This window comes from Salipiger mucosus DSM 16094, from assembly GCF_000442255.1.
GTDB classification, from domain to species: Bacteria; Pseudomonadota; Alphaproteobacteria; order Rhodobacterales; family Rhodobacteraceae; genus Salipiger; species Salipiger mucosus.
On sequence record NZ_KE557274.1, the window covers coordinates 662,009 to 681,718 of the forward strand.

A 19,710-nucleotide genomic window follows, 5' to 3' on the forward strand; every position below is an offset into this window, starting at 1 on the left:
TCCAGTCCTTACGGAGCCCGCGGGGCTAGCCCGCCTCGCGCAGGATATCGCGACCAGTGAGTTTCGCGTGGCTCTGCAGTGCGAAACGGTCGGTCATGCCGGCGATGTAATCTGCCACCAGCCGAGCGAGCTGCGCCTCGTCGCGCGCGGCCTCGATCTCGCCCCGCCAACGCTGCGGCAGCAGGCTCGGGTCGGCCATGTAGAGCGGAAAGAGCTCCTCGACGGCCTGCGTGACCCGCTCGCGGATCACCATGACCGCGGGCGCGCGGTACATCCGCCGGAAGAGGAAGTCGCGAATCTCGCGAATGTCGCGCCACATCCCGTCCGAGAAGGCGATGACCGGACGCCCCAGCCGGCGGATCTCGTCCGCCGAGCCGGGCGCCGCGTCGTCGAGCAGGCGGCGGCTTTCGTCGATCAGGTCCGAGACCATGTAGCCGAAGACCCGGCGCAGCGCCTCGTGCCGGCGGCGGTAGGATTCGAGCCCAGGGTAGAGCCGGTCGACCTCTGCATAGGCGGTCGAGACCAGCGGCAGGTGGGCGATGTCGTCTTCCGTGAAGAGCCCCGCCCGCAACCCGTCGTGCAGGTCGTGGTTGTTGTAGGCCACGTCGTCGGCCAGTGCCGCCACCTGCGCCTCGGCGCTGGCGTGGGTGTCGAGTTCCAGATCATGTTGGGCGTTATATTCGGCCAGCGCGACCGGCACCTCGCCCGTCACCGGACCGTTGTGCTTGGCGATGCCTTCGAGCGTGTCCCACGTGAGGTTCAGCCCGTCGAACTCGGCATAGTGCTTTTCCAGCAGGGTGACGATCCGCAGCGTCTGGGCATTGTGATCGAAACCGCCGTAGGGCGCCATCAGCGCGGCCAGCGCATCCTCGCCGGTGTGGCCGAAGGGCGTGTGACCCAGGTCGTGCGCCAGCGCCACCGCCTCGGTCAGGTCGGTGTTCAGCCCCAGCGCGTTCGAGATCGTGCGCGCCACCTGCGCCACCTCGATCGAATGCGTGAGCCGCGTGCGGTAGAAATCGCCCTCGTGCTCGACGAAGACCTGCGTCTTGTGCTTGAGCCTGCGGAAGGCCGAGGAATGGATGATCCGGTCGCGGTCCCGCTGGAAGCACGAGCGGAAGGCGCTCTCCTCCTCGGCCACGCGCCGGGGCCGCGCCCCCGAGGGCTCGCATGCGTAGATCGCCATCGGCGTCGTCCCTATCCTGCGCGGCACCGGATCGTTGCGCCCGGTTGCCGCCTGTCCCGCGCGTTCATATATTACGGTCATCGCAGGAGATAAACCGCCGAGGACATCATGCAGATACCGCCGAAAGTGACCGACCGCGCCTATGCCCGCCTCTCCGAGATCGGCGCCGCGCAGCAGGGCAAGGTGCTGCGCGTGGCCGTCGAGGGCGGCGGCTGCTCGGGCTTCCAGTACGAGATCAAGCTCGACGACCCCTCCGACGACGACCTCGTGCTCGAGCATTCGGGCGAACGGGTGGTGGTCGACTCGGTCTCGCAGCCCTTCCTCGCCGGCGCGGTGATCGACTTCACCGAGGAACTGATCGGCGCGCGTTTCACCATCGAGAACCCGAACGCCACCAGCTCCTGCGGCTGCGGAACCAGCTTTTCCATGTAATGGCAACGCGTTGCGCGTCACTTTTCGCGCAGCGCACTACCCTGTCCCGCACCCTGCAGGATGACGCGGCACCGGGGATCTCGCGCCCTTGTCAGCGCGCCCCGGCTGGGCGATAGCTGTCCCGCCCCCAACGGAGACCGCCGCATGAAGATCGCCACCTTCAACATCAACGGCATCAAGGCCCGCGCCGAGGCCCTCGGCAACTGGCTGGACGAGGCGCAGCCCGACGTCGCGCTGCTGCAGGAAATCAAGTCGGTGGACGAGAACTTCCCGGCCGAGCTCTTCGAGGACCGCGGCTACAACGTGGTGACCCACGGGCAGAAAAGCTTCAACGGCGTCGCGATCCTGTCCAAGCTCCCGCTCGAGGACGTGAGCCGCGGGCTGCCCGGAGACGACGAAGACGAACAGGCCCGCTGGATCGAGGCCACCGTCACCGGCGAGCGGCACGCGGTGCGGCTCTGCGGGCTCTACCTGCCCAACGGCAACCCGGCGCCGGGGCCGAAATACGACTACAAGCTCGCCTGGATGGAGCGACTCGAGGCGCGCGCCCGCGCGCTCCTGTCCGAAGAGACACCGGCGCTCATGGCCGGCGACTACAACGTCATCCCCCAGCCCGAGGACGCCGCACGCCCCGACGCCTGGAAAAACGACGCGCTCTTCCTGCCGCAGACCCGCGCCGCCTTCCGCCGGATCGTGAACCTCGGCTTCACCGAGGCCTTCCGCGCGCGCCATCGCGGCCCGGGGCACTACAGCTTCTGGGACTACCAGGCCGGCGCCTGGCAGAAGAACAACGGCATCCGCATCGACCACCTGCTGATGACGCCCGCCTGCGCCGACCTCATGACCGATTGCGCCATCGACCGCGAGATCCGCGGCCGCGACAAGCCCTCGGACCACGTCCCCGTCTGGGTCGAGCTCGCCGCCTGAGGCCCCGCCCCCCTGGCCCGGACGCGACCCGGCCTGCGCGCCGCTTGCGTCCGGCGCGCTCGGGCCCTACATCTCGCATGACCAGACGACAGAAGCCGGAGACCCCGACATGGCCATCGAAGCGACGGAGATCGAGCAGCTCATCAGAGCCGCCTTTCCCGATGCAAGCATCACCATCACCGACCTTGCCGGCGATGGAAATCACTATGCGGCCGAGGTCATCGACGAGAGCTTCCGCGGCAAGAACCGCGTGCAGCAGCAGCGCGCGGTCTATTCCGCCCTGAAGAGCAAGATGGACGGCAACCACGGCGAGCTGCACGCGCTCGCCCTCACCACCAAGGCGCCCGACTGAGCGCCCTGCCAGGTGCGGCCCGCCGGCCGGCACCGCAACCCGCTGCGCCGCTCGAGGCGCGCGACGAGGAGACCGATATGACCGATACGACCGACGCGAAGACCCGGATCGACGAGACGGTGAAGGCCAACGACGTGGTGCTCTACATGAAAGGCACCAAGACCATGCCGCAGTGCGGCTTCTCGAGCCGCGTGGCCGGGGTGCTGAACTACATGGGCGTCGACTACACCGACGTGAACGTGCTGTCCGACGACGCCATCCGCCAGGGCATCAAGGACTACTCCGACTGGCCGACGATCCCGCAGCTCTACGTGAAGGGCGAATTCGTCGGAGGCTGCGACATCATCACCGAGATGACCCTCTCGGGCGAGTTGGACCAGCTGCTCGAGCAGAACGGCGTCGGCTACGACAAGGACGCCGCCGAGAAGATCCGCGAGGCCAATGGCTGATCGCGCCCACCGGCCGGCAGGCGGCACGCCCGCCCCGGCCGGGCTGCACATCGCCGGGGCGGAAACGCCCGGCGACCTCGAGGCGGTGCGCGCCCTCTGCTGGGCCTACCGCGATTTCCTGCTCGACGACGACCCGTCCATGCGGGAAACGCTCCTCACCTTCTATCCCGAAGACCGCTACCGCGCGCTGCTCGACCGGCTGCCAGAGGGGCATGACGCGATACTGCTCGCGCGGCGGGGCGGCGTACCCGTCGGCTGCGGCATGATCCACCCGCTCTCCAGCGATGCGACGGAGGTCAAGCGCCTCTACGTCGCGCCCGATGCCCGCGGCCACGGCGTGGCACAGGCGCTGATGGAGGCCCTCATCGCCCGGGCAAGCGACACCGGCTACCGGATGATCCGCCTCGACACGGCCATGACCCTGCACGCCGCCCGGCGGCTCTACGACCGCATGGGCTTCCGCCGGCGCAACGCCTGCTACGAGGTGCCCGAGATCGCCCGCCGCAAGCTCTGCTTTTTCGAGATGCCGCTCGCCTGACGGCCGCGCCGCCGCCTCAGCTGCCCGGCGTCGCCTCCTGGTAGACGCCCTGCTCCTTCAGCGCGTCCATGACCTCCTTCGGCATGTAGGTCTCGTCGTGCTTGGCCAGGATCTCGCTCGCCTCGAAGACGCCGTTCACGTAGCGCCCCGTGCCCACCATGCCCTGGTTCTCGGAAAAGAGATCCGGCAGCACGCCGGAGAAGACGACCGGCACCGAGGCGCCGCCATCGGTCACGGAAAAGCGCACCTCGTGCCCCTGCCCCCGCACGACCGACCCTTCCTCGACCAGCCCCCCGATGCGGAAGGTCTCGTTCGGCGCGGGCGGTTCTTCCATCACCTGGCTGGGCGAGCGGAAGAAGTTGATTCCGTCGCGCATGGCGTATCCGATCAGCGCGGTGGAAATCACCAGCGCCACGGTGGCCATTGCGATCACCTGCACGCGGCGCGTCTTCTTCAGCGACATCAGCGACATCCGGGCCTCTCTCTCACCTGGATCGGGGCCGCGGCCCCGCTTCTGGCAACTATATGACATCCCCACCCCGGAATGTAAGTGAGCGAGATCAATTTGCCGTCAGGCCGCCCGCAGCCCCCGCAGCTTCTTCTGGCCCAAATATCCCGGACGAGCGCGAGAGGCAGAGCCTCTCGCCGGCGGCGCCCACGCCGCCGAACCCCGCCTCAGGCCGCCTCGAAGCTGATCGGCCGCCGCAGGAAACGCGTTGCGTGGCGCGAGACGACAGCCGGGTCGCCGGTGGTCAGGAAACGCCCGCCCTCGCCGGTGCCGTACATGTCCGGGTGCCGCACGAGGTAGTCGGCCAGCGACGCGGCCACCAGCTTCGCCTGCGAATAGACCGCGACCTCGGGGCCAAGCGCCTCGCGGAAGACGTCTTCCAGAAGCGGGTAATGCGTGCAGCCCAGGATCGCCGCCTGCGGATGCGGCATCTTGCGCCGCAGCGCGTCGACATGACTGCGCACCAGCGCCTCGGCGAGGATCATGTCGCCCTCCTCGATGGCGTCCACCAGCCCGCCGCAGGCCTGCGCCTCGACGTCAACGCCGATCGCGCGGAAGGCCAGCTCGCGCTGGAAGGCGCGGCTGCGCACCGTGGCGGGCGTCGCGAAGAGCGCCACGTGCTCGACCGCCACCTCGCGCGGCGGGGAATTGTCGCCCCACTGACGCTCGGTCATCGCCTCGATCAGCGGCACGAAGACGCCCAGCACCCTCTTGTCGCGCGGCAGCCAGGTCTCCTGCATCCGCCGCAGCGCGGCGGCGCTGGCGGTGTTGCAGGCCAGGATCACGAGGTCGCAACCCGCCTCCCAGAGCCGCTCCACGGCGGCGGTGGTGAGCTGGTAGATGTCGTCGGCCTCGCGCACGCCATAGGGCGCGTTGCGGCTGTCGGCGAAATAGACGAAGGGCACCTCCGGCAGCCGCTCCTGCACCGCGTCGAGCACGGTCAGCCCGCCAAGCCCGGAATCGAAAATGCCTACCGCCATCTGCCCGCCTCCGCGCCGCGGTTCAGACCCGCGGCTTGTGTCCTGCCTCGAACTCGAAGCCGTAGTCGAGCGAGTCGAGCGGCCTCGGGGACAGGTCATACGTCGCTTTGCGCAGGAAATCCATCAGCGCCCGCGCGTCCCCCGCCCGGGCGGCGATCTCGCCGGCGGGAATCGCCTCTCCGATCACCATGCGCACGGGCCGGTCGACACGTTTGCGGAACTCCTGCATCAGGAGCCCCATGCGCAGCGTGTAGTGCAAATGGCTCGCAAGCTGGAACAGCCGCGAGTTGTGACCGTCGAAGTAGACCGGCACCACCGTCGCCCCGGACTTCGCCACCATCCGCGCGGTGAAGCTGCGCCAGCCCGGGTCCATCGGGTGCGCAAAGGGCCGCGCGGCGGTCGAAACGGTCCCGCCCGGAAAGACGCCCAGGCAGCCACCCTGCCCCAGGTAGTCGAGCGCCACCCTGCGGGTCGCGAGGTTCTCCTGGACCGCGGCGCGGGTGCCGTCGAAATTCACCGGCAGGATCACCCGGTCCAGTTCCTGCGCCTTGCGGAAGACCTGGTGGGCGAGGATGCGGAAATCCCCGCGCACGATCGACAGGATATGCCCCAGCATGAGTCCGTCGAGGATGCCGTAGGGATGGTTGGCGATGACGATGAGCGGCCCCTGTGCGGGCAGGTTCGAAAGCCCGCCGCGCAGGATGTCGAGGCTGAGGCCGTAGCGCGCGACCATGACCTCCCAGAAATCTCGGCCCGAGGCGATCTCGCGCTCGTAGCCCTCTGCCCGGCGGATCAGGCCGATGCGGCCGGTCGCGTTCTCCATGAAGCGGATCATGGCCCGGCCCGGCCGGGTCTGTGCGGAATGGGCGTAGGAAATGTCGCGCGCGGCGTGACGCCTGTCAGGCATCGGGGTGGTCTCCGGACGAATCGATGCGGGTGAGGTCCGGACCTTCTGACCCGACTTCATGACACTTGCGTGACCTTTCCGTGTCGGGCGGGACCACGCCGGCAGCGGACTGCCGGCGCGGGTCTTGCATCGAGGCGCTTACTCCGCCGCCTGCGCCATGGGCGTGCCACCCTGGCGGATTGCGGCGAGCAGTTCCTCGCGCCGCTTGGCGGCCTTGCGCTGGTTCTCTTCCTTGACCGGGCCGAAGCCGCGGATCTGCAGCGGAAGCTCGGCCAGCGCGATCACCGCGTCGCGGGTCTCGGGCGTGAGACTGGGCATCACCTCGGCCATGTCGGTCTCGTACTGGGTGATCAGCGCGCGCTCCATCTTCCGCTCGGCCGTGCGGCCGAAGGGATCGAGCGGCGTGCCGCGCAGCTTCTTCAGCTTCGACAGCACCCCGAAGCCGCGCATCATCATGCCTTCGCCGAAGCGCTTCTTCTGCGGCCGACCGTCGGCCCCCTCCTTGGAGAGCATCGGCGGCGCGAGGTGGAAGGTCATGCGGAAGTCGCCCTCGAACTGCTCCTTGGCCTTTTCGCGGGTCTCGAGGTGCAGGCGCGCGACCTCGTACTCGTCCTTGTAGGCCAGCAGCTTGTGGTAGCCCTTGGCCACGGCCTCGCGTAGGGCCTTGTCCTCGATGCCATCGACCATCTCGCGGTATTTCCGCGACAGCCGCTTGCCCTGGTACTTGACCAGGTGATCGGCGCGGAAGTCGATCTTCTCGTCGACCGACTTCGGCTTCTCGACGACCTGCGGCTCGGCCACGCGGGCCGCCTGCTCGGGATGCAGCGCCGCCCAGCGGCCGATCTCGAAGGCCCGCAGGTTCTTCTCGACCGCGGCGCCGTTCAGCTCCACCGCCTGAGCGATGGCATCGTGCGGCACCGGGATCAGACCGCGCTGCCAGGCCGCGCCGAAGAGCATCATGTTCGAGAAGATCGAGTCGCCCATGGTCGCGCTTGCCAGCTCGGAGGCGTCGATCAGCATCAGCGCATCCTTCAGCCGCGACTCAAGAGACAGCTCCAACCGGTCGGCCGGCAAGGAGAATTCCGTATCGCGGGTGAAGTCGCCGGTGATGATCTCGTGGCTGTTGACCACGGCACCGGTGCGTCCCGACCGGGTAAGCCCCAGCGTCTTGGACCCGGCGCTGACCACGAGGTCACCGCCGATCAGTGCGTCCGCCTCGCCGGTGGCGACCCGGATCGCGCTGATGTCCTCGGGCGTCTCGGCGATACGCAGGTGGATGTGCACCGCGCCGCCCTTCTGGGCGAGGCCGGCCATCTCCATCATGCCGGCGCCCAGGCCCGCGATCTGCGCCGCCTGTGCCAGAACCGCGCCGATGGTCACCACGCCGGTGCCGCCCACGCCCGTGATGACGAGGTTGTGCGTCCCGTCGATCGCCGGAAGCTTGGGCTCGGGCATGTCGGGCAGTTCGAGGTCGGTGGTGCCGGCCTTCTTCACCTTGGCGCCCTCGACGGTCACGAAGGAGGGGCAGAAGCCCTTGAGGCAGGAAAAGTCCTTGTTGCAGGCCGACTGGTCGATGGCGCGCTTGCGCCCCAGCTCGGTCTCCTCGGGGACGATGGCCACGCAGTTCGACTGCACGCCGCAGTCGCCGCAGCCCTCGCAGACGTCGGTGTTGATGAACACGCGCTGGTCCGGGTCCGGAAACTTGCCACGCTTGCGGCGGCGGCGCTTCTCGGCGGCGCAGGTCTGGATGTAGAGGATCGCCGTCACGCCCTGCTTCTTCGCAAAGGCCCGCTGCACGTCCTCCATCTCGGCACGCTCATGCTTTTCAATGCCTTGCGGGAAGACGCTGAAGTCAGGCTCTTCCTTCTGGTCGTAGACGACGGCCAGGTCGCGCACGCCCATGGCGAGCAGTTCGCGCGCGATGCGGTCGGCCGAGAGATCGCCCTCGTTCCCCTGACCGCCGGTCATGGCCACGGCGTCGTTGTAGAGGATCTTGAAGGTGATGTTCGTGTCCTGCGCGAGCGCCGCGCGGATCGACTGGATGCCCGAGTGGTTGTAGGTGCCGTCGCCCACGTTCTGGAAGACGTGCTGCGTGTTCGAGAACGGCGCCTCGCCGATCCAGTTGGCACCCTCGCCGCCCATGTGTGTGTAGCCGGAGGTGTTCCGATCCATCCACTGCACCATGTAGTGACAGCCGATGCCGGCATAGGCCCGGCTGCCCTCGGGCACCTTGGTCGAGGTGTTGTGCGGGCAGCCTGCGCAGTAGTACGGCAGGCGCGTGGCCAGGTCCTCCGCGTTGTCGGCTTTTCGAGCCTCGTCAACGCTTTGCAGGCCGGCCTTGATGCCGTCGGTGTCGCGGCCTTCCTCGATGAAGACCTTCCCCAGCTTCTCGGCGATCCACACGGGATCGAGCGCGCCACGCGTCGGGAACAGCTCCTCGCGGTGCATGCCGCCAGCGCCGCCCTTGTACCAGCCGTAGACGCGGCGGCCGCGGCGGTCATCGAAGAGCGCTTCCTTGATCTGCACCTCGATGAGCTTGCGCTTTTCCTCGACCACGACGATCAGGTCGAGCCCCTCGGCCCAGTCGTGGAAGCTCTGCATGTCGAGCGGGAAGGTCTGGCCCACCTTGTAGGTGGTGATGCCCAGCCGCTCGGCCTCGTTCTCGTCGATGTTGAGCAGGCGCAGCGCGTGTTCGAGGTCGAGCCAGTTCTTGCCCGCGGCCACGAGGCCGATCTTGGCGCCCGGCTTGCCCCAGATGCGCTTGTCCATGCCGTTGGCACGGGAAAACGCCTCGGCGGCATAGCGTTTGTGGTCGATCATCCGCGCTTCCTGCGCGTGGGGCGAGTCGCCCAGGCGGATGTTGAGCCCGCCCTCGGGCAGGTCGATTTGCGGCAGGACGAGCTGCATGCGGTCCGGCCGGCCATCGACCACCGAGGTCGCCTCGACCGTGTCCTTCATGGTCTTGAGCCCGACCCACAGGCCGGCGAAACGCGACAGCGCGTAACCGTAGATGCCGTAGTCGAGGATTTCCTGCACGCCGGCGGGCGAGACCACGGGCATGTAGGCATCGACCATCGCCCATTCGGACTGGTGCAGCACGGTCGAGCTTTCGCCGGTGTGGTCGTCGCCCATCGCCATGATGACACCGCCGTTGGGCGAGGTGCCGGCCATGTTGGCGTGACGCATCACGTCGCCCGAGCGGTCGACGCCCGGGCCCTTGCCGTACCACAGGCCGAAGACGCCGTCGTACTTGCCCTCGCCGCGCAGCTCGGCCTGCTGCGCGCCCCAGAGCGCCGTGGCGGCGAGGTCCTCGTTCAGGCCCTCGCGGAAGAGGACGTCCGCCTCGGCAAGGTGTTTCTCGGCACGCCGCATCTGCATGTCGACGGACCCCAGCGGGGATCCGCGGTAGCCGGTGACGTAACCGGCGGTGTTCAGGCCGGCGGCACGGTCGCGTGCCTTCTGCATGAGCATCAGGCGCACCAGTGCCTGCGTACCGTTCAAAAGGACCGGGCTCTTCGACAGGTCGAAGCGGTCGTTCAGGGATATCTGTTGCTTGGCCATAGGCGCCTCCCAACGCTTACTGCTTAAAGGTAGGGCAGATTTGCATGGATGTTAGGTCATATATGTTGACCTGAACAGGGACTTTTTCGTGAAAGTCGGGGTATCGGTTAGGATGCCAATTGATTAACCAATCGTGTCGTATACATCGGCCGCGAACTGGGAAAGTTACGGATATGGACTGGGACAAGCTGCGAATCTTTCACGCCGTGGCCGACGCCGGCAGCCTCACGCATGCCGGCGACGCGCTGCATCTGTCGCAATCGGCGGTGTCGCGGCAGATCCGCTCGCTCGAGGAATCGCTGAACACGACGCTCTTTCACCGCCACGCCCGCGGGCTGATCCTGACCGAGCAGGGCGAGCTTCTGTTCGATGCGACGGCCGCCATGGTCAAGCGCATCGACGCCGCGACCGCCCGCATCCGCGACAGCGAGGAAGAGGTCTTCGGCGAACTCAAGGTCACCACGACCCACGGCTTCGGCGTGCTCTGGCTGGCACCGCGACTCATCAAGCTCTACGAGAAGTACCCCGACCTGAAGGTCGACCTCATGCTCGAGGAGCGCGTGCTCGACCTGCCCATGCGCGAGGCCGACGTCGCCATCCGCATGAAGGAGCCCAGCCAGGCGGACCTGATCCGCAAGCGGCTGATGTCGGTGCGCATGCGGCTCTACGCCTCGCCGACCTACCTCGCGGAACGCGGCCAGCCGCAGACGCTCGAGGAACTCGCCGATCACCGGCTGATCTGCCAGAATCCCGCCTCGGCGCAGGTCACGGCCGGCAAGGCGCTGGTGCAGGAACTGCTGACCTACGACATCCAGACCTCGCTCACGGTGAACAACTACTTCGGCGTGCTGCAGGCGGTGGTCGCGAATCTCGGCATCGGCGTGCTGCCCGACTACATCATCGAGGATTTCCCCTCGGTCGTGCGGGTCCTGCCCGAGGTCGAGGCCTCCGAGGTGCCGGTCTTCCTCGCCTACCCCGAGGAGCTGCGCCACTCCAAGCGCGTGGCCGCCTTCCGCGACTTCGTCCAGGACGAGATCTTTGCCCACCGTCGCCAGCTGCGGGCCATGGGCGCCGAGTGATCCCGACAGCCATGCACATGGCGCATGACGGGAATGATGTCACTTGGGCCAACTCAGCCTTGATCGACTCGCAACTGATAACATATTCGGCAGCAGAAGCTTGAAGCGCCCTTTGGCGCATCATCTTCAACCTCCCTGTTGGACTTCGGCCGAGCTTTGTGCTCGGCCTTTTTTTTTGGCCATGCGCTGGCCCTATCCGGATTCGTGGGTATCTGGTCTCCCGACGCGAGGAGTAGCCCCATGACAGACACCACCGATACCGCACCAAACGCCGCGCAGCAGGCCTTCTGGAGCACCGGCCCGGGGCAGCACTGGGTGCGGCTCCACCGCGAGCTCGACACGCTCCACACGCGGCTCACGGACCTGATCCTGCAGGCGGCGCGGCCGCAGCCTGGCGCGCGCGTCGTCGACATCGGCTGCGGCGCCGGTGCCGTGGCGATCGCCGCGGCGCAGCAGGTCGGCCCCTCGGGGCATGTTCTCGGCCTCGACATATCCGAGCCGCTGATCGAGGTGGGGCGCGACCGCGCCGCGTCCCTCGCCTGCGCGCCAGATTTCACCGTCGCCGATGCCCAGACCTGGGCGCACGAAGGCGCGCCCTTCGATCTGTGCCTCTCGCGGATGGGGCTGATGTTCTTCGCAGACCCGGTGGCGGGCTTTGCCAACATCCTGGGCCACCTGCGCCCCGGCGGGCGGCTGGTCTTTGCCGCCTGGGCCGCGGCCGAGCACAATCCCTGGTTCAGCCGGACCAAGGCCCTCGCCGCCGAACGGCTCGGCCCCGGAACGCCGGGCGATCCCGACGCGCCCGGCCCGATGGCCTTCCGCGACACGGCGCGGGTGCTGGACCTGCTGAGCCGCGCCGGCGCGACCGATGCCCGCGCCGAAGTGCATGACACCACGCTCGAGAGTCCCGAGGGCGCCGCGGCTGCGGCCGAGCTGACGCAGCACATCGGCCCGGTGCCCGGGCTCCTGCGCGAGACAGGCGGCACGGACACCGACCGCGCCGCCATCACCGCCGGGATCAGGGCCGCATTTGCCGAATACGAGGACGAAGACGGCTGTCATGTCCCCGCGAGGGTCAACCTTTTCCACGCAAGACGTCCCTGAGCCTTCGCGCCCCTTCCCCCTGCCGCGGGCATGTCTTAAAGAGCGCTCGAGGCCGAACACGGGGGACGACATGCAGGAACCAGCCATCACCGACGAGCTGATCGAGGCGCACGGGATCAAGCCCGAGGAATACGCGCGCATCCTGCAGATCCTGAATCGCGAGCCCACCTTCACCGAGCTGGGCATCTTCAGCGCGATGTGGAACGAACACTGCTCCTACAAGAGCTCCAAGATCCACCTGCGCGGGCTGCCCACCAGCGGGCCGCAGGTGATCTGCGGGCCGGGCGAGAACGCGGGCGTCGTGGACATCGGCGACGGGCAGGCCGTCGTCTTCAAGATGGAGAGCCACAACCACCCCTCCTACATCGAACCCTACCAGGGCGCGGCGACCGGCGTGGGCGGCATCCTGCGCGACGTCTTCACCATGGGCGCGCGGCCGATCGCGGCGATGAACTCGCTCTCCTTCGGCGAAAAGGACCATCCCAAGACCCGGCGCCTCGTGCATGGCGTGGTCGAGGGCGTGGGCGGCTACGGCAACTGCTTCGGCGTGCCGACCGTCGGCGGCGAGGTGCGCTTCCATTCCGCCTACAACGGCAACTGCCTGGTCAACGCCTTCGCGGCGGGCCTCGCGGACACTGACAAGATCTTCTACTCGGCCGCAAGCGGCGTCGGCCGCCCGGTGGTCTACCTCGGCGCCAAGACCGGCCGCGACGGCGTCGGCGGCGCCACCATGGCCAGCGCCGAATTCGACGAGAGCATCGAGGACAAGCGCCCCACCGTGCAGGTGGGCGACCCCTTCACCGAGAAGCGGCTGATGGAGGCCTGCCTCGAGCTGATGCAGACCGGCGCCGTGATCTCGATCCAGGACATGGGCGCCGCGGGCCTGACCTGCTCGGCCGTCGAGATGGGCGACAAGGGCAACCTCGGCGTGCGGCTCGACCTCGAGAAGGTGCCCTGCCGCGAAGACCGCATGACCGCCTACGAGATGATGCTGTCGGAAAGCCAGGAGCGCATGCTCATGGTGCTCGACCCCGCGAAGGAGGCCGAGGCCAAGGCCGTCTTCGACAAGTGGGACCTCGACTTCGCCATCGTCGGCGAAACGATTCCCGAGGACCGCTTCCTGATCGTGCACGAGGGCGACGTGAAGGCGGATCTTCCGCTCAAGGCGCTCTCGGGCAACGCGCCCGAATACGACCGCCCCTGGGCCCCCTCCGAGCCCGCGCCCGAGCTCGAGGACGTGCCGCAGGTCGATCCGGTCGACGGGCTCAAGTGGCTGATCCAGAGCCCCAACTACAGCTCGCGCGAGTGGGTCTACGAACAGTACGACAGCCAGGTCATGGCCGACACCATGCGCATCCCCGGCTTCGGCGCCGGCGTGATCCGGGTGCACGGCACCGACAAGAAGCTGGCCTTCACCAGCGACGTGACCCCGCGCTACGTAAAGGCCAACCCGACCGAGGGCGGCAAGCAGGCGGTGGCCGAGGCCTACCGCAACCTCTGCGCCGTGGGCGCGACGCCGCTGGCCTCGACCGACAACCTCAACTTCGGCAACCCCGAGAAGCCCGAGATCATGGGCCAGTTCGTCGAGGCGATCCGCGGCATCGGCCAGGCCTGCGAGGCACTGGACATGCCGATCGTCTCCGGCAACGTCTCGCTCTACAACGAGACCGATGGCGTCGGCATCCTGCCCACGCCGACCATCGGCGCAGTCGGCCTCATCGCCGCGGACGAGGAGCCGATCCTGGGCTTCGCCCGCGACGGCCATGTGGCCCTTCTGGTAGGGGGGCCGGGCGGCCACCTGGGCCAGTCGGCCCTGCTGGCCGAGGTCTTCAACCGCGAGGACGGCGACGCGCCGCAGGTCGACCTGGTGGAGGAACGCCGCAATGGCCAGTTCATCCGCGACAACCGGCTCTGGATCAACTGCTGCACCGACCTGTCGGACGGCGGTCTGGCAATGGCGGCCTTCGAGATGGCCGAGGCCTCGGGCGTCGGCGTGCAGATCGACACCGCGGACATGGCCGAACTCTTCGGCGAGGACCAGGGCCGCTACCTGATCGCCTGCAACTTCGATTCGGCCGAAGCTCTGATGATCGCCGCGGGCCGTGCGGGAGTGACCCTGCACAGCGTCGGGCGCTTCACCGGCGACAGCGTCAAGCTGGGCGGATCCGAGGCACCGCTCGCCGACCTCTCGGCGCTCTACCGTGGCGCCTTCGGGGCGACCTTCGGCTAGGCGCCGCGCGCCGGTCCCGTCAGCGCCCTGACGCATGCGATAAACCAAAAGATAATGCGGCCGTATTCAGCAGGCCGCATTATTTGTGTATCGACAATGACATATCCGGACCAGTTTTCTGCAGATCAGCGATAGAAAATTGACGGTACACCTTATAAGTGTCAGCCATGGTTCCAAGAGTCGGATACCGTTGGTGAGTTGGAGAGTCTTCAGCTCACTGTTCATGCGGGTCCATTTCGGCCCGCCCTCCATTTTTGATCTCAAGAACCAACACAGATGAACAACTGGGACGACCTGCGCTTTCTGGTCGCGCTGTCCAAAACCGGGACAATGACGGCGGCAGCGCGCATGCTAGGCACGAACACGGCGACCGTATCGCGGCGTATCGACCGGCTCTCCGAAGAGCTCGGCATGCCCGCCTTCGTCAAGACCTCCGAGGGCTGGCGACCCTCCGAGTCGATCTCCTCGCTGATCCAGCTCGCACAGACCTTCGACGGTCAGTTGCAGTCGACCCTGAACTCGCAGGCCGCGGACCTCGATCGCGGGATGGTCACGCTCAGCCTCGGCTGCCTGCCCATCGTCCGGTCCCAGATCCTCGTGCCGGGGCTCAGCCGCCGCGCCGACATGCTTGACGGCCTGCGCATTACCTTTGCCGACCGGATCTTCAAGGAAGGGCTCGGGGAAAACGATCTCGTGGTGCACGCGATCCGGCCGGAGCAGGGCCGCATCGTCGCGCGCAAGGTGGGCGTTATCGCGATGCGGCTCTACGGCTTTGCCGACGGGGTCGAAGACGGAGACTGGGCCGCGCTCGGCGAGGCACATGACCAGGCCCAGATGATGGCCGTCGCCACCGCGTTTTTCGAACGCCCGCCGCGGCTGCGGGTCGACAACATCATGGCGCTTTACGAAATGATGAAGATCACGCGGCTGCCTGGCCCCCTGCCCGAGATCGTCGCCCGCCGGGATCCGGAGCTGGTGCCGCTCCAGCCCGACGACGACGCGATCCTGAGCGAGTGCTGGCTCTACTACCACGAAAGCCGCCGCGCCGATCCCGGGATGCGCTGCGCCGTCGACTGGATCGTCCAGTGCTTCGAGGACGCGGGCTGCGCCCCCGCGACCTCCTGAGGGCCGCCCTTCGGCGGCCCGCACGGGTCCCGCTTCAGAGACCGTAGAGCGCGCCGAACTTGGCCTCGAGATAGTCGAGCAGCGGCGCCTCGGAGGGCGCAAAGCCGCAGGCCCGCTCGATCACCTCGCGCGGCTCGTAGAGCCCGCCATGCTGCTGGACGTTCTCGCGCAGCCAGGCCGTCGCCCCGGAGGGATCGCCGGCCGCCAGCTGTGTCTCGAGGTCCGGCACCGCCTCCTGCAACGCCTTGAGCAGGCAGCCCGCGTAGACGTTGCCCAGGCTGTAGGTCGGGAAATAGCCGAAAAGCCCGGCCGACCAATGAACGTCCTGCAGCACCCCGTCCGAGGGCTTGTCGACCGCGAAACCGAAGTCGGCGTGGAACCGGTCGTTCCAGGCCGTCTCGAGATCGGCCACCTGCAGGTCGCCCGAAATCAGCGCCTGTTCGAGGTCGAAGCGCAGCAGCACGTGCAGGTTGTACTGCACCTCGTCCGCCTCGGTGCGGATATAGCCGTTCCGCACGCGGTTCACTGCCGCGTAGAAGGCCTCGGGTCCGTCGAGACCCAGCTCGCCGAAGGTCTCGCCAAACTGCCCGTACAACCAGCCGGTGAAGGCGCGGCTGCGGCCAAGCTGGTTCTCGTAGATCCGGCTCTGGCTCTCGTGCACGCCCATCGAGACGCCCTGCCCCAGCGGTGTGAAGCGGTAATTGCCCCGGATCGCCTGCTCGTAGGTCGCGTGGCCGGTCTCGTGTATGGTCGAGTAGAGGCAGTTGAACGGATCGAGCGCATTGGTCCGCGTGGTGATGCGCACGTCGTCGCCCGAGCCCGAGCTGAAGGGATGCACCGCCTTGTCGATGCGCCCCCGGCTCATGTCGTAGCCGAAGCACTGCGCCACTTTCCGCGTGAGCGCCATCTGCGCCGTCTCGTCGAAGGTACCGTGCAGCGCCGGCGGCTCCGGCCGCTCGAGGATCGCCTGCCGCAGCGCCACCAGCCGCGGCCGCAGCGCACCGAACATCGCTTTCAGCTCGGCCGCCGTGGCGCCGGGCTCGAAATCGTCGAGCAGCGCGTCGTAGACATCGCCCCCGGCGGCCAGCGCCGCGCCCTCCTCGCGCTTCAGTGCGACCACCTCGGCCAGCACCGGCGCGAAGGCCTGGAAATCGTCGTCGGCCCGGGCCTCGGCCCAGGTGCGGTGCGAGCGGCTGGTCAGCCGGGCAAGGTCGGCGGCCAGCTTCGCCGGCACCTTGTTCGCGCGGCGGAAACTGCGCGCGATGTGGCGCACCTGCGCCTGCCCCTCGGCATCCAGCGTCTGCGGGTCGATCGCGGCCAGCCACTCGCCGATGCGCGGATCGGTGCGCCGCGCGTGCAGCACGCTCTCCATCGCGGCCATCTCCTCGGAGCGCTGGTCGCCCGCGCCGCGCGGCATCATGGTCTCCTGGTCCCAGCCGAGCCGCCCCGCGACCTGTGCCAGCGCACCGGTCTCGCGTTCGAAGCTCATGAGGTCGTCGTAGGCGCTTGTCATGCGGTCCCCCGGATGGATTGTGCCTTGGGATATTGCGCCCCGAAGCGGGCGCGCAGGATCAGCACCCAGAGCACGACGGCCCCGATCTGGTGCGTGATCGCGATGTGAAGCGGCGCGATATAGAGCACCGTGGCGATCCCCAGCACGAGCTGCACCAGCAGCATCGCCATCACCGCGTTGAAGCGGAAACGCGTGTCGGCATTGGCCGAGCGGCGCCCGCGCAGCCAGACGACCACGCCGAAAACGAAGAGCAGGTAACCCGCGATCCGGTGCATGAACTGCACCAGCCCCGGGTCCTCGAAGAAGTTGCGCCAGACCGGCTGCAGCTCGAAGGGCCGCGGCGGAAAGAAACCGCCCGCCATGAGCGGCCAGTCTGTAAAGGTCCGCCCCGCGTCGATGCCCGCGACCAGCGCGCCCAGCAGGATCTGCAGCATCGCGAAATGCATGAGGCCGGTGCCCATGGAAAAGAGCTTGCCCTCGCGCGCCCGCCGCGCCTGCATGAGGTCCCGCTCGCTGCGGCCCAGCAGGAAGATGTCCCAGGCCAGCACCCCGAGGATGACGAAGGCGAGGCCCAGGTGAATCGCCAGCCGGTAGGAAGCCACGTCGAGCATCTCGCCCGAGAGCCCCGAGGAGACCATCCACCAGCCGACGGCGCCCTGCAGCCCGCCAAGCGCGCCCGGGATCAGCAGCCGCCCGGTCCAGCCCGGCGGCATCTTCCGCGTCACGAGGAAGCCAAGGAAGCCAAGGGCCCAGACCAGGCCGATCACGCGCCCGAGCTGCCGGTGGCTCCACTCCCACCAGTAGATGTACTCGAACTCCGCGAGCGTCATGTTCTTGTTCTGCAGCTGGAATTCGGGGATCTCCTGGTAGAGCGCGAACTCCGCCTCCCAGTCCTCCTGCGACAGCGGCGGCAGCGCGCCGGAGACCGGCTTCCACTCGGTGATCGACAGCCCGCTGTCGGTGAGCCGCGTGAGCCCGCCCACGGCGATCATCACCACAACGAGCGCGAAAAAGCACCATCAGCCAGGCCCGCACGGCGCCGCGCGCGCCGCCGCGCCCCCGGTCGATCATGCCGCCCCGCGGGGCGCTCTCCGGGGCCTTCTCGCCCACGTCCTCGAACAGCTTGCGGTTTGCCGCCATGGCCTGCCTCCGTGATACCGCGCGGACACTAGGGGGGGCGCACCGGCGCCCGCAACCCTGCCGCGATGTCGCATGCGGCGGGCCGGGCCGCGCCTCAGCCGCGCTCCTTCCAGCGCACCATCTGCCGCATGACGCCGTGCAGCGTCTTCACGTCTTCCCGCGTGAGCGGCATCCGGCTCCAGAGGTTGCGCAGCGTGAGCTTCATCGCCGCCGCCTTGTGGTCGGGAAAAAAGAACCCCGCCTCGTCCAGCCGCCCCTCGTAGTGCTCGGCCAGTTTCTCGACCTCGATCGTGCTGGCCCACTCCGCGCCGGCGAGCTCCACGCGCTCGTCCACGACCTCGCCCGCCGCGCGTCGCCACTCGTAGGCACAAAGCAGCACGCATTGCGCCAGGTTCAGAGAGGGAAATTCCGGGTTCACCGGCACCGAGATGATGCCGTTGGCCACCGCCACGTCGGCATTCTCCAGCCCCGCGCGCTCGGGCCCGAACAGCACCGCCACCCGGCCGCCCGCGTCGATCCGCTCGCGCGCGGCGCGCATGGCGGCCTCGGGCGAATAGACCGGCTTGGTCATCCCCCGCGCCCGCGCCGTCGTCGCCAGCACCAGATCGCAATCCCCCACCGCCTCGGGCACATCCTGCGACAGCTGCGCCCCGTCCAGCAGCCGCCCCGCGCCCGAGGCCATGGCCACCGAGGCCGGGTTCGGCCAGCCGTCGCGCGGCTCCACCAGACGCATCCGGTCGAGCCCGAAATTCCACATCGCCCGCGCCGCCGCGCCGATATTCTCGCCCATCTGGGGCCGCACCAGCACGAAGGCCGGCTGTCCCTGTTCGCCTGTCATGGCATCCTCTCGTCGATGCGCCCATCTAGGCCCCGGTCGCGACGAGGGCAAGCAGGCATCTTCTGGCCGCAAATATCCCCGCCGGAGGCACACGCCGCCGGCTCCCTCGCGCAGCATACCGCACGGGCAGGCCACCCGCGGCACGGCCGAAAAACCGCGCGCCCCCTTGGCGTCCCGGCGCAGGCCGCGATATAGGGGCCCGACCATCCAAGGAGCCGCGCCATGGCAGAGACCGACCAGCCCCAGATCTACCTGATCACCCCGCCGGAATTCGATCCCTCGAGCTTCCCGGAGCGGCTCTCGCGGGTGCTGGACGCGGCCGATATCGCCTGCATCCGCCTCGCGCTCGCCACCCGCGACGAGGACCGCCTGCTGCGCGCCGCCGATGCGGTGCGCGAGGTGGCGCATCGCCACGACGTGGCGCTTGTCATCGACACCCACGTGGTGCTGGCGCAGCGGCTGGGCCTCGACGGCGTGCACCTGCCCGACGGCGCGCGCGGCGTGCGCCATGCGCGCAAGGAGCTCGGCCCCGACGCCATCGTCGGCGCCTACTGCGGCGCCTCGCGGCACGACGGGCTGACGGCGGGCGAGACCGGCGCCGACTACGTCTCCTTCGGCCCGGTCGGCGGCACGGCCCTGGGCGACGGCACGCTGGCCGAGCGGGAGCTCTTCGAGTGGTGGTCGGCGATGATCGAACTGCCGGTCGTGGCCGAGGGCGGCCTCACCCCCGAGGTCGTGGCCTCCCTCGCGCCGGTGACCGACTTCTTCGCCGTGGGCGAGGAGATCTGGAGCGCCGAGGACCCGGTGGCGGCCCTGCACGATCTGACGGAGGCGATGGGCTGAG

The 19,710-nt window shown here is 68.3% G+C and carries 17 protein-coding genes and 1 pseudogene; 10 read left to right on the forward strand and 8 right to left on the reverse strand.

From position 1 onward, the window contains the following. Positions 1-25: 25 nt before the first annotated feature. Positions 26-1,183 (reverse strand): deoxyguanosinetriphosphate triphosphohydrolase, encoded by a 1,158-nt coding sequence (locus tag SALMUC_RS09200; RefSeq protein ID WP_020040327.1) that lies wholly within the window; start codon positions 1,181-1,183, stop codon positions 26-28. 108 nt (positions 1,184-1,291) lie between these two features. Between SALMUC_RS09200 and SALMUC_RS09205 the strand changes: the two genes are divergently transcribed. From SALMUC_RS09205 to SALMUC_RS09225, 5 genes are all read left to right on the forward strand, one after another. Next, complete coding sequence (locus SALMUC_RS09205) at positions 1,292-1,615, forward strand: HesB/IscA family protein (RefSeq protein WP_020040328.1); 324 nt, start codon at positions 1,292-1,294, stop codon at positions 1,613-1,615. A 144-nt stretch (positions 1,616-1,759) separates the two neighbouring features. Beyond that, on the forward strand, positions 1,760-2,542 hold the full coding sequence (gene xth, locus SALMUC_RS09210) for an exodeoxyribonuclease III (protein WP_020040329.1): 783 nt from the start codon (positions 1,760-1,762) through the stop codon (positions 2,540-2,542). A gap of 109 nt (positions 2,543-2,651) precedes the next feature. Then, a complete protein-coding gene (locus SALMUC_RS09215) occupies positions 2,652-2,894 on the forward strand; it encodes a BolA/IbaG family iron-sulfur metabolism protein (RefSeq protein ID WP_020040330.1) in 243 nt (80 codons plus the stop codon). A 77-nt stretch (positions 2,895-2,971) separates the two neighbouring features. After that, entirely contained in the window at positions 2,972-3,343 is a 372-nt protein-coding gene (grxD, locus tag SALMUC_RS09220) for a Grx4 family monothiol glutaredoxin (RefSeq protein WP_020040331.1), read from the forward strand. Further along, complete coding sequence (locus tag SALMUC_RS09225; protein ID WP_020040332.1) at positions 3,336-3,881, forward strand: GNAT family N-acetyltransferase; 546 nt, start codon at positions 3,336-3,338, stop codon at positions 3,879-3,881. Before grxD ends, SALMUC_RS09225 begins: the two co-directional genes overlap by 8 nt. Positions 3,882-3,897: 16 nt before the next feature. Here SALMUC_RS09225 and ccmE read toward each other — a convergent pair whose 3' ends face one another. The 4 genes from ccmE to SALMUC_RS09245 form a co-directional block, all read right to left on the reverse strand. Next, positions 3,898-4,353 (reverse strand): cytochrome c maturation protein CcmE, encoded by a 456-nt coding sequence (gene ccmE / locus SALMUC_RS09230; protein ID WP_020040333.1) that lies wholly within the window; start codon positions 4,351-4,353, stop codon positions 3,898-3,900. Positions 4,354-4,556: 203 nt separating this feature from the next. Next, a complete protein-coding gene (locus SALMUC_RS09235) occupies positions 4,557-5,369 on the reverse strand; it encodes a glutamate racemase (protein WP_020040334.1) in 813 nt (270 codons plus the stop codon). A 22-nt stretch (positions 5,370-5,391) separates the two neighbouring features. Further along, entirely contained in the window at positions 5,392-6,276 is an 885-nt protein-coding gene (locus SALMUC_RS09240) for a lysophospholipid acyltransferase family protein (RefSeq protein WP_020040335.1), read from the reverse strand. Between the two features lie 138 nt (positions 6,277-6,414). Continuing rightward, positions 6,415-9,837: an indolepyruvate ferredoxin oxidoreductase family protein gene (locus SALMUC_RS09245; RefSeq protein WP_020040336.1), complete on the reverse strand. Its 3,423-nt coding sequence runs from the start codon at positions 9,835-9,837 to the stop codon at positions 6,415-6,417. A gap of 173 nt (positions 9,838-10,010) precedes the next feature. Between SALMUC_RS09245 and SALMUC_RS09250 the strand changes: the two genes are divergently transcribed. From SALMUC_RS09250 to SALMUC_RS09265, 4 genes are all read left to right on the forward strand, one after another. Further along, positions 10,011-10,916, forward strand: coding sequence for a LysR family transcriptional regulator (locus SALMUC_RS09250; RefSeq protein WP_020040337.1), 906 nt, complete (start codon positions 10,011-10,013; stop codon positions 10,914-10,916). Positions 10,917-11,156: 240 nt separating this feature from the next. Beyond that, positions 11,157-12,020, forward strand: a complete 864-nt coding sequence (locus SALMUC_RS09255; RefSeq protein WP_020040338.1) for a class I SAM-dependent methyltransferase — start codon at positions 11,157-11,159, stop codon at positions 12,018-12,020. 70 nt (positions 12,021-12,090) lie between these two features. Next, on the forward strand, positions 12,091-14,250 hold the full coding sequence (gene purL, locus SALMUC_RS09260; protein ID WP_020040339.1) for a phosphoribosylformylglycinamidine synthase subunit PurL: 2,160 nt from the start codon (positions 12,091-12,093) through the stop codon (positions 14,248-14,250). A 276-nt stretch (positions 14,251-14,526) separates the two neighbouring features. Beyond that, entirely contained in the window at positions 14,527-15,375 is an 849-nt protein-coding gene (locus SALMUC_RS09265) for a LysR family transcriptional regulator (protein ID WP_020040340.1), read from the forward strand. Between the two features lie 34 nt (positions 15,376-15,409). On the opposite strand, the gene SALMUC_RS09270 is transcribed toward SALMUC_RS09265, so the two are convergent. From SALMUC_RS09270 to SALMUC_RS09280, 3 genes and pseudogenes are all read right to left on the reverse strand, one after another. Further along, a complete protein-coding gene (locus tag SALMUC_RS09270; RefSeq protein ID WP_020040341.1) occupies positions 15,410-16,888 on the reverse strand; it encodes a carboxypeptidase M32 in 1,479 nt (492 codons plus the stop codon). Further along, positions 16,885-18,028: pseudogene (gene ctaA / locus SALMUC_RS09275) on the reverse strand (heme A synthase). The gene SALMUC_RS09270 and the pseudogene ctaA overlap by 4 nt, the downstream one beginning before the upstream one ends. Positions 18,029-18,122: 94 nt before the next feature. Further along, the gene (locus SALMUC_RS09280; RefSeq protein WP_020040343.1) at positions 18,123-18,866 is read right to left on the reverse strand and encodes an RNA methyltransferase; all 744 of its coding nucleotides are present in this window, start codon (positions 18,864-18,866) and stop codon (positions 18,123-18,125) included. Positions 18,867-19,088: 222 nt separating this feature from the next. Between SALMUC_RS09280 and SALMUC_RS09285 the strand changes: the two genes are divergently transcribed. Continuing rightward, positions 19,089-19,709 carry a thiamine phosphate synthase gene (locus tag SALMUC_RS09285; RefSeq protein ID WP_020040344.1) on the forward strand — a complete coding sequence of 207 codons (621 nt, stop codon included), beginning with the start codon at positions 19,089-19,091 and terminating at the stop codon, positions 19,707-19,709. The last annotated feature ends 1 nt before the right edge of the window (position 19,710 follow it).